A 12913-nucleotide genomic window follows, 5' to 3' on the forward strand; every position below is an offset into this window, starting at 1 on the left:
ACGGCAACCGAAGTTGCCGTTTTGCTTTTACCTTACAACTCAGTGAGCCGCTTCCGGCTTGTGCTTCGCCGCACTCTGGAAATCGTACGTCAGTTCGTTCTTCGCCTGGTCCAGCGCCACGGTCACCTGACCGCCGTCTACCAGCGAGCCAAACAGCAGCTCGTTCGCGAGCGGTTTCTTCAGGTTATCCTGAATCACGCGCGCCATCGGACGGGCCCCCATCGCGCGGTCGTAGCCTTTCTCGGCCAGCCAGTTGCGGGCCTCCTGGCTCACTTCCAGCGAGACGCCTTTTTGATCCAGCTGAACCTGCAGCTCGACGATGAACTTATCCACCACCTGATGGATCACTTCGGTAGACAGGTGATCGAACCAGATAATGTTGTCCAGACGGTTACGGAACTCCGGCGTGAAGATCTTCTTGATCTCCTCCATCGCATCGGTGCTGTTATCCTGGTGGATCAGGCCGATAGATTTGCGCTCGGTTTCACGCACCCCGGCGTTAGTGGTCATCACCAGCACCACGTTGCGGAAGTCCGCCTTGCGCCCGTTGTTATCGGTCAGCGTCCCGTTGTCCATCACCTGTAACAGGATGTTGAACACGTCCGGGTGCGCTTTCTCGATTTCATCGAGCAGCAGTACCGCGTGCGGATGCTTGATCACCGCGTCGGTGAGCAGGCCGCCCTGGTCAAAGCCGACGTAGCCCGGAGGTGCACCAATCAAACGGCTGACGGTGTGACGCTCCATATACTCGGACATATCAAAGCGCAGCAGCTCAATGCCCAGCGCTTTGGAGAGCTGAACCGTCACCTCGGTTTTCCCCACGCCGGTCGGGCCGGCAAACAGGAAGGAACCAACGGGCTTGTGGTCATGCCCCAGGCCAGCACGGGCCATCTTGATCGCTTCGGTTAAGGCCTCAATGGCTTTATCCTGACCAAAGACCAGCATTTTCAGGCGATTGCCGAGCGTGCGCAGCGTATCGCGATCGCTCTGAGAAACGCTCTTCTCAGGAATACGCGCGATGCGGGCGACCACGGACTCAATATCCGCCACGTTAACGGTTTTCTTACGCTTGCTGGCCGGCATCAGGCGCGCACGCGCCCCGGCCTCATCAATCACGTCAATCGCCTTATCCGGCAGGTGACGGTCGTTGATGTATTTCACCGCCAGCTCCACCGCCGCACGCACCGCTTTCGCGGTGTAACGCACGTCGTGGTGCGCTTCGTACTTGGTTTTCAGGCCGTTGATGATCTGTACCGTTTCGTCAACCGACGGCTCGGTGACGTCGATTTTCTGGAAACGACGCGCCAGCGCGCGATCTTTCTCAAAAATGTTACTGAACTCCTGGTACGTCGTGGAGCCCATCACGCGGATCTTGCCGCTTGAAAGCAGCGGTTTGATCAGGTTTGCCGCATCCACCTGGCCACCGGAAGCCGCACCTGCGCCGATGATGGTGTGGATCTCATCGATAAACAGGATGCTGTTGGTGTCCTGCTCCAGCTGTTTTAACAGCGCCTTGAAGCGTTTTTCAAAATCACCGCGGTATTTAGTGCCCGCCAGCAGCGAGCCAATATCCAGCGAGTAGATGGTGCAGTCGGCAATCACTTCCGGCACGTCGCCCTGCACAATGCGCCAGGCAAGACCTTCGGCAATCGCCGTTTTACCCACGCCTGACTCGCCCACCAGCAGCGGGTTGTTCTTGCGGCGACGGCACAGCACCTGAATCGCGCGCTCCAGCTCTTTATCGCGGCCAATCAGCGGGTCGATGCCGCCAACGCGAGCAAGCTGATTAAGGTTGGTGGTGAAGTTTTCCATACGATCCTCCCCGCCTGCTTGCTCTTCATTGTTATTGACCTGATTGCTGGAATCCGATGCCTGGTTAGGCTCGTCTTTGCGCGTTCCGTGAGAAATAAAGTTAACCACGTCGAGGCGGCTGACTTCGTGTTTGCGCAGCAGATAGGCAGCCTGTGACTCCTGCTCGCTGAAGATGGCGACTAAGACGTTTGCGCCAGTCACTTCGCTACGTCCGGAAGACTGGACGTGGAATACCGCGCGCTGCAGCACGCGCTGGAAGCTGAGCGTCGGCTGCGTGTCGCGCTCTTCTTCACTGGCTGGCAGCACCGGTGTGGTTTGTTCGATGAAGGCTTCGAGTTCCTGACGTAGCGCCACCAGATCCACGGAGCAGGCTTCCAGCGCTTCGCGGGCAGATGGGTTGCTAAGCAGTGCGAGCAGTAAATGCTCGACGGTCATAAACTCATGTCGGTGCTCACGCGCTCTGGCGAAAGCCATGTTTAAACTGAGTTCCAGTTCTTGATTGAGCATAGGCACCTCCCCCAATTTTATGCCTTATCAGGCCTTTTCCAGCGTACACAGCAACGGATGCTCGTTCTCCCTCGCATAGTCGTTCACCATCGCCACTTTGGTTTCCGCCACTTCGGCGGTAAAAATGCCGCAGATAGCTTTGCCACGATAATGAACGGTAAGCATCAGTTGCGTTGCACGTTCTACATCATAAGAAAAGAACTTTTGTAGCACGTCAATAACAAATTCCATCGGCGTGTAATCATCGTTCATTAACATAACTTTATACATAGATGGCGGTTTTAGCGCGTCGCGCACTTTATCTTCCGCCAGCTGGTCAAAATCCAGCCAGTCGTTGGTCTTACCCATTTTGCATAACCACTTTGAATCTACCTCAGATGTTAGATAACAATCATCTATTACTGTCATCCGCGATGTCTGTCACAAACTGTTGCAATAGCGTTAACTGCTTCAAAATTTGGTTGATTATTGTCCCAACTCCAGCGCCAAACGCTTGACGACGTCTTTCGTTTATCTAAATTGTACAAGCGTGAGATGGCGAGGTTTTGAACAGCCCCCACTCCACCACCGGTTCATTCCATCTTAATTTATAAGATTTACGAAGGATGTCGAAGCATGGAAATGGGTACTGTTAAGTGGTTCAACAACGCCAAGGGGTTTGGCTTCATCTGCCCCGAAGGCGGCGGCGAAGATATCTTCGCTCACTATTCCACCATTCAGATGGATGGTTACAGGACGCTCAAAGCCGGGCAGTCCGTCCGGTTCGATGTACACCAGGGACCAAAAGGCAATCATGCAAGCCTAATCGTACCCGTTGAAGCAGAAACGGTTGCATAGCTCTCTGTTTTATTGTGTACATCACGCAGTCAAAATGCCAGCCCGATCGGCTGGCATTTTTATTTTCGGGTTATTCCCGAGCCAGCGCGTCCACCGGATCCAGCCGCGCCGCGTTGCGCGCAGGCAGCCAGCCAAACAAAATCCCGGTAAAGGTGGAACACAAAAACGCGGTGAGTATCGCCATCGGCGAGAAGCCAATCTCCCAGCCGGGTAAAAAGAGCTGGAGCGCAAAGGCAATCATCATCGAGAGCGCAATGCCCATCGCGCCGCCCACCAGGCATACCAGCACCGCTTCAATTAAAAACTGCTGCAGCACGTCGCTGGCCCTGGCCCCGACCGCCATGCGGATGCCAATCTCCCGGGTGCGTTCAGTTACCGACACCAGCATGATATTCATCACCCCGATACCGCCAACGACCAGCGAGATCACCGCCACCAGCGTCAGGAACAGCTGAAGAGTACGTGTGGTCTTTTCCGCCGTTTTCAAGAGGCCGTCCATATTCCAGGTGAAGAAATCCTTCTTCCCGTGGCGCAACGTTAACAGCCGTTCCAGCTGCTGTTCCGCCAGCGCGCTGTCGTAGCCCTCCTTCACGCGCACGGTGATGGAGTTAAGCCACGACTGGCCCATAATCCGCCCGGAGATGGTGGTATACGGCAGCCAGACGCGCAGGATTTTGCTGCTGCCGAACATCGACTGCTTCTCTTCCGCCACGCCAATGACCGTGGCAGGCATGTTGCCGACGAGGATCACTTCGCCCACCACGTTCGCTTTATTGGGGAAAAGCTGCCTGCGCGAGTTGGCGTCCAGCACCACCACCTGCGCCCTCCCCGCCAGCTGCTCGGCGTTGAAAGTGGCCCCTTCGCTGAAGGTCATGCCGTAGACGTTGAAGTAGTCGCCGCTCACGCCGTTGGCGCTGGCCGCTACGTCGATGTTGCCGTAGCGCAGACGCAGGTTTTGCGAGACCGCAGGCGTGGCGGAGTTCACCCACGGCTGCTTCTGAATCGCCGCCAGATCGTCATACTTGAGCGCCTGCTGATACTGCGGCTCGTCGTCGCCGAAGTCTTTGCCGGGATAAACGTCAATGGTGTTGGTCCCGATGGCGCGGATATCCGCCAGCACCAGCTGCTTGGCCGCGTCGCCCACCACCACAATCGACACCACCGAGGCAATACCGATAATGATGCCTAGCATGGTCAGCAAGGTGCGCATTTTGTTGGCCGCCATCGCCAGCCAGGCCATGGTCAGCGCTTCACGAAAGCCGCTGGAGAACTGCGCCCAGCCGGTCGACGCAGGCAGCGCTTCCTTCGGTGCCGCCGCGCGGGACTCACGCGGCGGCGGGTTGCTCACCAGCTCGCCGTCGTGGATCTCTATAATGCGTTCGGCCTGCGCCGCTACCTGCGGATCGTGGGTAACGATAATCACCGTGTGGCCCTGATCGCGCAGCTGGTGCAGGATCGCCATCACCTCTTCGCCGGAGTGGCTGTCGAGCGCCCCGGTCGGTTCATCCGCGAGGATCACCTGCCCGCCGTTCATCAGCGCGCGGGCAATACTCACGCGCTGCTGCTGGCCGCCGGACAACTGCGACGGCTGGTACTCCACCCGCTCCGCCAGCCCCAGACGCGTTAACAGCGCCTTCGCGCGCTCAAGGCGTTTCTTCCGCTCAACGCCCGCATACACCGCGGGAACCTCCACGTTCTGCGCCGCGCTCAGGTGAGAGAGCAAGTGGTAACGCTGGAAGATAAAGCCAAAGTGTTCCCGGCGCAGCTTCGCCAGCGCGTCGCCGTCCAGCGTGGAGATATCGGTTCCGGCCACGCGATAGGTACCGCTGGTGGGTTTATCCAGACAGCCGAGAATGTTCATCAACGTCGATTTACCGGAGCCCGATGCCCCGACAATCGCCACCATCTCGCCCGCCTCCACGCTCAGGGAGATGCCTTTCAGCACCTCCACCGGGCCGTCGCCGGACGGATAGCTGCGGCGAATGTCCTTCAGCTCAAGCAGCGCGGTCATTTAGCGGCTCCGGGCAGGCTTTCGCTGACAACAACCTCCTCGCCCTCTTCCAGCCCTTTCTCCACCACCACGTCGGTGTCGTTGCGCGCGCCAATCACCACCTCGCGCTCGCGCGTTTCACCGTTGCGCAGCACTTTCACCTTGTAGCGATTGTCCCCGGCGGATTCACCCAGCGCGGAGAGCGGAACGGTCAGCACGTTCTTCACGCCGGTCAGCTGGATGTGCACCTGCGCGGTCATGTCCAGGCGCAGCACGCCCTTCGGGTTTGGCACTTCAAAACGCGCATAGTAGAAAATGGCGTCGTTAACCTTTTCCGGCGTCGGCAGAATGTCTTTCAGCACGCCTTCGTAGCGGGTCTGCGGATCGCCTAGTACGGTAAACCAGGCATTCTGCCCCGGCTTAAGATGGATCACGTCCGCCTCGGAGACCTGGGCCTTCACCAGCATGGTGCTCATGTCCGCCAGCGTCAGAATGTTTGGCGCCTGCTGGGCGGCAATCACCGTCTGGCCCTGCAGCGTGGTAATTTGCGTCACTTCCCCGGCCATCGGCGCGACGATCTTTGTGTAATCAAGATTGGTTTTCGCCGTATCCAGCGAGGCCTGATTACGCTTGATTTGCGCGTCGATCGTGCCAATCTGCGCCTGTTTCACCGCCAGTTCAGTCGCGGCGGTGTCTAAATCCTGTTTCGAGATAGCCTGGGTTTTCGCCAGCGCCTGCTGGCGGGTCAGCGTCACCTGCGCCAGGTTACGCTCTGCCTGCGCCTGCGCACGCTGCGCGCGCAGCTCCATCAGCGTCGCTTCCACTTCGCGGATCTGGTTCTCAGCCTGCTCGGGATCGATAACGCCAAGCAGCTGGCCTTTTTTCACCTTGTCGCCAATCTCTACCGACAGCGTTTTCAGCTGGCCGCTGACCTGAGCGCCGACGTCAACTTTGCGCAGCGCATCAAGTTTGCCCGTCGCAAGGACATTTTGCTGCAGTTCACCCGGACGAACGATCAGCGTCTGGTACTGCGGCACAGGCGCGTTAAGCACCTGCCATAACCAGAATCCACCGGCGACAATCACCAGCGCCAGCAGCAGAAACAGCGTTCTGCGTTTTCCCTTGAGGTTCATAAATATTCCAAATAAATGTTCTGGCAATAATAAACGTTGATTCTATCTAAACGACTCCTTAACGAAACCCCTGTTCTCCGAAATCACCCTAATTTGTTTACAAGACGTTGATATTTCCCCTGCTGAAATAGAGGTATTCCAAAAGACTCAGGATTTATCATGTCTTCTATCGTCGATACACCTCTTCCAAACCTGACGCAGCCGACATCCGGCTGGCAGCTCTTCAAAAATCTGGCGTTCGGCAAGATCGCGCCCGGCCTTGCATGGCAGAACCCCGCCTATCGCCGTAAGTTCATGCTGCGTTCTCTGGCGACGCCCGTGAGCACCTCTCGCCTGTTAACAAACCTCGCTAAGCAGCCGCGTTTGATGCAGATGCTGCAGGTGCAGCCCGGTTTGCCGTGTCGGCTTCATCGTCCCTGGCTGACGGTGAAGATGGATCGCCAGCACGCGCTGGAATCCCTGAACTGGCACTATCAGGCCATGAGCCGCCAGCTCCCGGCCACGCTACTGAAGGGCTATCTTTCGACGCAGGGGACTACGCTGCTGACCTTAACCGGGAAAGATGAACAGCAATTTACCGTCCGCCTGTGTGCCGATGCGTTTCTGGATAAAGAGGGAGAGGCCACCCTCACCTTCTGCGACGTTCAGAATACGGTGCTGGCGGAGCTAACCTTTACGCTCTGCCAGTTTGAAGGAAAATCGACGCTGTTCATCGGCGGTTTGCAGGGCGCGAAAGCGCATGTTCCTCATGAGCTGATCCAGAAAGCGACGAAGGCCTGCCACGGTCTGTTCCCGAAACGCCTGCTGGTTGAAGCCGCCATGACGTTCGGCGCCGCATTCCCGGTCGCGCAGATTGTTGCCGTCAGTAATGCCACCCATATTTATCGCAGCTGGCGCTACCGCAAGAAAAAAGAGGGAAAACTGCTGGCCGATTACGACGGCTTCTGGAGTTCCCTCGGTGGGGAAAAACAGGAGAGCGGCCACTTTATGCTGCCGCTTGCCATGCCGCGTAAACCCGTAGAAGAGATCGCGAGCAAAAAACGCGCCGAATACCGTCGCCGCTACGCGCTGCTGGATAGCCTGATTCAGCAGGTGAAACAGGCGACCGAACGTTAATCCGCCCTTCCGCGTGCCAGCCACAGCACGCGGGAGAACATTTTCCGCAGCAGGGTCGGAACCGCCTCTACGCCCCGCCTTCCCGCTTCCGTCGCCACTTCAATGGCTAAGTCCGGTTTCGACGAACGGTGAATAGCTTTGGCGATCACGCGCCGCATGTTCATCGGGACGTCGACCGGCACCATCGCAATGCGGTGGAATACATCGTCAAAGCCCTGACGGTACATAAAATGCTCCATGTCCATCGCGGACAGCATCGTTAAATGGTCCCGTTCTTCTTCCCGCTCGTTGTTCAGCAGGCTGCGCACGGTTGAGGCATATTTTTTCCCCGCTTCGTCGCCGTCCACCAGCACATGCCATTCAATTCCCATTCGGCGGGCAAATTTTATCAGCGGTTTTAATCCCGACTGGGCAAATTCGATCACCTTAATACCTTCGGCATCAAAATGGTGGCCGCACTGGCGCGCCAGTTCGTTGATGACCCAGGTCTCCGTTTCCCCCTCCACCAGCAGCCAGCAGCGGGCGAAGAGCGACGAGGCGCGATTAAAGCGTATATGAAACGCGATTCGCCGCCCGTCTTCGGCGTTCATCCCGCCGGGCCCGAGGCGGTACGCGGATACGCGGGAGGACTCGCGCACCAGACGGCAGATGTGCTCCACCGGCGTCAGCGATAGCAGCTCACCGGAGTTGGTGGTGGTAATCCGCTGGAGCGGCAGCAGATTCAGCAGGTGCCACGCCACGGAGAGCATGATGGGGTGCAGGCGCGTTTCCGGATCTTCCACCAGCAGCAGCGGGCGGGCATCCCGGTCAAGACGCACGGTGCCCTTCGCCTGCAGAAGCGTTGAAAACAGCCCCAGCAAAATCACCCGATGGGTACGCCCGCCGGGCCGGTCGATCATCCGGTTGATGATGTCGAGATAGCGCCAGCTGCGCTGTTCATCATGAGAACGGCGGCGCATCAAACGATGGCGCGACTCCGAGGTGCCCTGCTCGGAAAAATAGTGCTCCAGCAGTTGCACCATCGCCGACAGCCCCTGACGAATTTGACCATCGGTGAGGTTTTGCGGACGCGACACCAGCTCTCGCGCCAGGAAATCCAGCTCGCGGGCGGTGACTTCCACCTCCGGCATATTCGGTACGGTGCCGTTACGAATACGGCGCATAAAGCGCGCATCGCGCAGGCGTAACACCGGCGTCAGGCGGATAAGGTGACGCGCCAGATCGTCGATATTCTCCAGCGGAATCGGGTTGGCTTTCTCATCGAGGAATTCACGCAGGGTCAGTACCCCCTCGTTTTCCGCCATCTCACCTTCCAGCCGATAGAAAATCCGGTGGAAACCGTCGTCGCAGGGCACCCAGCAGGGCGACAGCGGGCGGAAGCGACGCACGCGGTGACGGCCGGGTTCAGATTCACGGAACGTCAGGATGATATGCAGGTGCTTCTCGCGGCCCGCGATATCGCCGGGCGGGAACCAGAAATCATCGTGGACGAAGTGATACAGCTTGTCTTCGGGTGAAAGCAGCAGCGTTAGTGCATCAAGCAGGCTGGACTTACCCCACGCGTTCTCGCCGATCAGGACGTTGTTCTGCTCCAGCTGCAGCGACAGGCGGTTAATACCGCGAAACCCGACAATTTCCACACGTTCGAGAAGCATAAATCCCCCGCGAAATGATCACTTTTTCCTTTAAGTTATCAGCAGTATAGCGGCAGGAACCCTGGCACGACAGCAGAACATTCACCCTTGCGGGATTTGAACTATGCTCTATTTACCGCTGATTTGAACAAGGATTAACATCACATTGCCTTAAATCAAATTAACCGAATTTATTTAAGTGGCGAAGGGATGTTGTTGGTTTTTAAAATACGGGCTCTTTGAGTCGTCATCCCTTTATGGCGATATATCCCGCGCGCGGGAAAACGCGTGGAAAATTATTTTGAGGTGGTTATGTTTAGAAAATTGGCAGCAGAATGCTTTGGTACATTCTGGCTGGTATTTGGTGGCTGCGGTAGCGCCGTTCTGGCAGCAGCATTCCCGGAATTAGGTATTGGTTTTGTCGGCGTCGCGCTGGCATTTGGCTTAACCGTATTAACCATGGCTTTCGCCGTGGGGCATATTTCCGGCGGTCATTTTAACCCGGCGGTGACATTAGGCTTATGGGCGGGCGGGCGTTTCCCGGCGAAAGAGGTTATTGGCTACATCGTGGCGCAGGTGGTTGGTGGTATTATTGCGGCGGGCGTGCTGTACGTCATTGCCAGCGGTAAAGCAGGCTTTGACGCGGCGGCCAGCGGCTTCGCCTCTAACGGCTTTGGCGAACACTCTCCGGGCGGTTATTCCATGCTTTCTGCCATTGTAATTGAAATTGTACTGACCGCAGGCTTCCTGCTGGTGATCCACGGTGCAACCGACAAACACGCGCCTGCAGGCTTCGCGCCCATCGCCATTGGTCTGGCGCTGACGCTGATCCACCTGATCTCCATTCCGGTGACCAACACCTCCGTTAACCCGGCGCGCAGCACCGCCGTCGCCATTTTCCAGGGCGGCTGGGCGCTTGAGCAGCTGTGGCTGTTCTGGGTGATGCCGATTGTCGGCGGTATTCTGGGCGGCGTGCTGTACCGCACTCTGCTGGAAAAACGCGATTAATTAATTGCGGCCTGTAATGTCGGGTGGCGCTAACGCTTACCCGACCTACGTGAGTGTGCACTTTGTCGGCCGGGTAAGGCGTAGCCGCCGCCCGGCTTTCTTTGCCGCTTTACTGAGCAGCCTTTATTGGGTAGTGTCTCTGGCGCTTAACAGAAACTCAAAAGGACCGGCTGTTCATGTTTTCAGGACTCCTCATTATTCTGCTGCCCCTGATTGTGGGCTATCTTATTCCGCTGCGTCATGAATCGGCCTTAAAGCTTATTAACCGTTTTCTCAGCTGGATTGTTTACGTCATTCTGTTCTTTATGGGGATCAGCCTGGCCTTCCTGGATAATCTGGCGACAAATTTACTTTCCATCCTGCATTATTCTGCGGTCACCGTGGTGGTTATTTTGCTGTGCAATATTGCCGCCCTGCTGTGGCTGGAACGCACTATTCCGTGGAAAAATAATCACCACCAGGAAAAGCTTCCCTCCCGAATTGCAATGGCGCTGGAATCATTAAAGCTCTGCGGCGTCGTGGTGCTTGGATTTCTTCTGGGCCTTACCGGATGGACATTTTTGCAGCACGCGACGGACGCCAGCGAATATACCCTGATCTTCCTGCTGTTCCTGATTGGTATTCAGCTGCGAAATAACGGTATGACGCTGAAACAGATTGTCCTGAACCGTCGGGGAATGATCGTTGCCGTTATGGTTGTCGTCAGCTCAATGGTCGCGGCCGTGATTAATGCCTTTATTCTCGATCTGCCGCTGAAAACCGGCCTGGCGATGGCCTCCGGGTTTGGCTGGTACTCCCTCTCCGGTATTCTGCTGACCGAATCCTTCGGCCCGGTGATCGGCAGCGCCGCCTTTTTTAACGATCTGGCTCGAGAGCTGATTGCCATCATGCTGATCCCGGGTCTGGTTCGCCGCAGCCGCTCGACGGCACTGGGCCTGTGCGGCGCCACGTCGATGGACTTTACCCTGCCGGTCCTCCAGCGTTCTGGCGGGCTGGAAATGGTGCCCGCAGCCATCGTTCACGGCTTTATTTTGAGCCTGCTGGTTCCCGTCCTGATGGCGTTTTTCTCTGCCTGATACCTCTGTGGCGGTAGGGCTCCTGCCGCCAAAATTGCGCTAAATCAATCTCCCTCTATTTTGTCGCAGAAAGCTCTTTTCACCGTTCTGGCACAGGCATACCCTTAAACATGTATATTAAATATAACTTTTACAGGTGTGATTATGTTTTGTGTGCAATGTGAACAAACCATCCGTACCCCGGCAGGCAACGGCTGCTCTTACGCGCAGGGTATGTGCGGTAAAACCGCAGAAACATCAGACCTGCAGGATCTGCTGATAGCCGCCCTGCATGGTCTTTCCGCCTGGGCCTTCAAAGCCCGTGAATACGGCATCGTCGACCATTACGTCGACAGCTTCGCGCCGCGCGCGTTTTTCTCCACGCTGACTAACGTCAACTTCGATTCTCCTCGCATCGTCGGCTATGCCCGCGAAGCGATTGCCCTGCGCGAAGCTTTGAAAGCGCAGTGCCTGAATGCCGATACCAGTGCCCGCGTGGACAACCCAATGGCGGAGCTTCAGCTGGTGAGCGACGACCTGGGCGAGCTACAGCGCCAGGCCGCAGAATTTACCCCTAATAAGGACAAAGCGGCGATTGGCGAGAACATCCTCGGCCTGCGTCTGCTGTGCCTGTACGGCCTGAAAGGTGCAGCGGCCTATATGGAACACGCGCACGTTCTCGGGAAGTCAGATAACGACATTTACGCTCAGTACCACAAAATTATGGCGTGGCTCGGCACCTGGCCTTCCGACATGAACGCCCTGCTCGAGTGCGCAATGGAAATCGGCCAGATGAACTTCAGGGTCATGAGCATTCTGGATGCCGGTGAAACCAGCACCTACGGTCATCCGACCCCGACGCAGGTCAACGTCAAAGCGACCGAAGGCAAATGCATCCTGATTTCCGGCCACGACCTGAAAGATCTCTACAACCTGCTGAAGCAGACCGAAGGCACCGGCGTTAACGTCTATACCCACGGCGAAATGCTGCCCGCCCACGGCTACCCGGAACTGCGCAAGTTCAAGCATCTGGTGGGTAACTACGGCAGCGGCTGGCAGAATCAGCAGGTAGAGTTCGCCCGCTTCCCTGGCCCTATCGTGATGACCTCCAACTGCATCATCGACCCTACCGTGGGCGCGTATGACGACCGCATCTGGACCCGCAGCATCGTCGGCTGGCCGGGCGTGAGCCACCTTGAAGGCGACGATTTCGGTCCGGTTATCGAGCAGGCGCAGCAGATGGCGGGCTTCCCGTACAGCGAAATCGAACATCTGATCACCGTTGGCTTCGGTCGCGAAACGCTGCTGGGTGCGGCAGATTCACTGATTGACCTCGTCAGCCGTGAAAAGCTGCGCCACATCTTCCTCGTTGGGGGATGCGACGGCGCGCGCGGCGAGCGTAACTACTTCACCGATTTCGCCACCAGCGTGCCGGATGATTGCCTGATCCTGACCCTGGCGTGCGGTAAATACCGTTTCAACAAGCTGGACTTCGGCAACATCGAAGGCCTGCCGCGCCTGATTGATGCAGGCCAGTGCAACGATGCTTACTCGGCCATCATTCTGGCGGTCACGCTGGCGGAAAAACTCGGCTGCGGCGTCAACGACCTGCCCCTGTCCCTGGTGCTCTCCTGGTTTGAGCAGAAAGCGATTGTCATCCTGCTCACCCTGCTCTCTTTGGGCGTAACCAACATCGTGACCGGCCCGACGGCGCCAGGCTTCCTGACGCCGGACCTGCTGGCGGTGCTGAACGAGAAATTCGGTCTGCGTTCCGTGACCAACGTTGAAGATGATATGAAACAACTGCTGAGCGCGTAAGGA

Annotated in this window: 10 protein-coding genes; 5 read left to right on the forward strand and 5 right to left on the reverse strand. The window is 57.2% G+C overall.

The window, feature by feature from the left end:
• Positions 1-39 precede the first annotated feature (39 nt).
• Together clpA and clpS are read right to left on the reverse strand one after the other, a co-directional pair.
• Positions 40-2319: an ATP-dependent Clp protease ATP-binding subunit ClpA gene (gene clpA / locus A6013_RS03460; RefSeq protein WP_028012550.1), complete on the reverse strand. Its 2280-nt coding sequence runs from the start codon at positions 2317-2319 to the stop codon at positions 40-42.
• A 27-nt stretch (positions 2320-2346) separates the two neighbouring features.
• A complete protein-coding gene (gene clpS / locus A6013_RS03465; protein WP_006174393.1) occupies positions 2347-2667 on the reverse strand; it encodes an ATP-dependent Clp protease adapter ClpS in 321 nt (106 codons plus the stop codon).
• A 267-nt stretch (positions 2668-2934) separates the two neighbouring features.
• On the opposite strand from clpS, the gene cspD reads away from it, so the two are divergent.
• On the forward strand, positions 2935-3156 hold the full coding sequence (gene cspD, locus A6013_RS03470; RefSeq protein WP_006809408.1) for a cold shock-like protein CspD: 222 nt from the start codon (positions 2935-2937) through the stop codon (positions 3154-3156).
• A gap of 70 nt (positions 3157-3226) precedes the next feature.
• Here the strand turns inward: cspD and macB are convergent, their stop codons facing one another.
• Both macB and macA read right to left on the reverse strand, forming a co-directional pair.
• Complete coding sequence (gene macB / locus A6013_RS03475; protein WP_045630015.1) at positions 3227-5167, reverse strand: macrolide ABC transporter ATP-binding protein/permease MacB; 1941 nt, start codon at positions 5165-5167, stop codon at positions 3227-3229.
• Positions 5164-6279 (reverse strand): macrolide transporter subunit MacA, encoded by a 1116-nt coding sequence (gene macA, locus A6013_RS03480; protein WP_041910641.1) that lies wholly within the window; start codon positions 6277-6279, stop codon positions 5164-5166. Before macA ends, macB begins: the two co-directional genes overlap by 4 nt.
• A 159-nt stretch (positions 6280-6438) precedes the next feature.
• On the opposite strand from macA, the gene A6013_RS03485 reads away from it, so the two are divergent.
• Positions 6439-7395, forward strand: a complete 957-nt coding sequence (locus A6013_RS03485) for a VirK/YbjX family protein (RefSeq protein ID WP_045630014.1) — start codon at positions 6439-6441, stop codon at positions 7393-7395.
• On the opposite strand, the gene A6013_RS03490 is transcribed toward A6013_RS03485, so the two are convergent.
• Positions 7392-9050 carry an ATP-dependent endonuclease gene (locus A6013_RS03490; RefSeq protein WP_069732561.1) on the reverse strand — a complete coding sequence of 553 codons (1659 nt, stop codon included), beginning with the start codon at positions 9048-9050 and terminating at the stop codon, positions 7392-7394. The genes A6013_RS03485 and A6013_RS03490 overlap by 4 nt on opposite strands.
• Before the next feature lie 291 nt (positions 9051-9341).
• Here A6013_RS03490 and aqpZ point away from each other — a divergent pair, with 291 nt between their 5' ends.
• From aqpZ to hcp, 3 genes are all read left to right on the forward strand, one after another.
• Complete coding sequence (gene aqpZ / locus A6013_RS03495; protein ID WP_028012545.1) at positions 9342-10037, forward strand: aquaporin Z; 696 nt, start codon at positions 9342-9344, stop codon at positions 10035-10037.
• Between the two features lie 176 nt (positions 10038-10213).
• Positions 10214-11113 carry a lysine exporter LysO family protein gene (locus A6013_RS03500; RefSeq protein WP_069732562.1) on the forward strand — a complete coding sequence of 300 codons (900 nt, stop codon included), beginning with the start codon at positions 10214-10216 and terminating at the stop codon, positions 11111-11113.
• Between the two features lie 144 nt (positions 11114-11257).
• On the forward strand, positions 11258-12910 hold the full coding sequence (hcp, locus tag A6013_RS03505; RefSeq protein WP_041910645.1) for a hydroxylamine reductase: 1653 nt from the start codon (positions 11258-11260) through the stop codon (positions 12908-12910).
• Positions 12911-12913 lie beyond the last annotated feature (3 nt).

The organism is Enterobacter sp. IF2SW-B1, assembly GCF_001743375.1.
Taxonomy (GTDB): domain Bacteria; phylum Pseudomonadota; class Gammaproteobacteria; order Enterobacterales; family Enterobacteriaceae; genus Enterobacter; species Enterobacter bugandensis.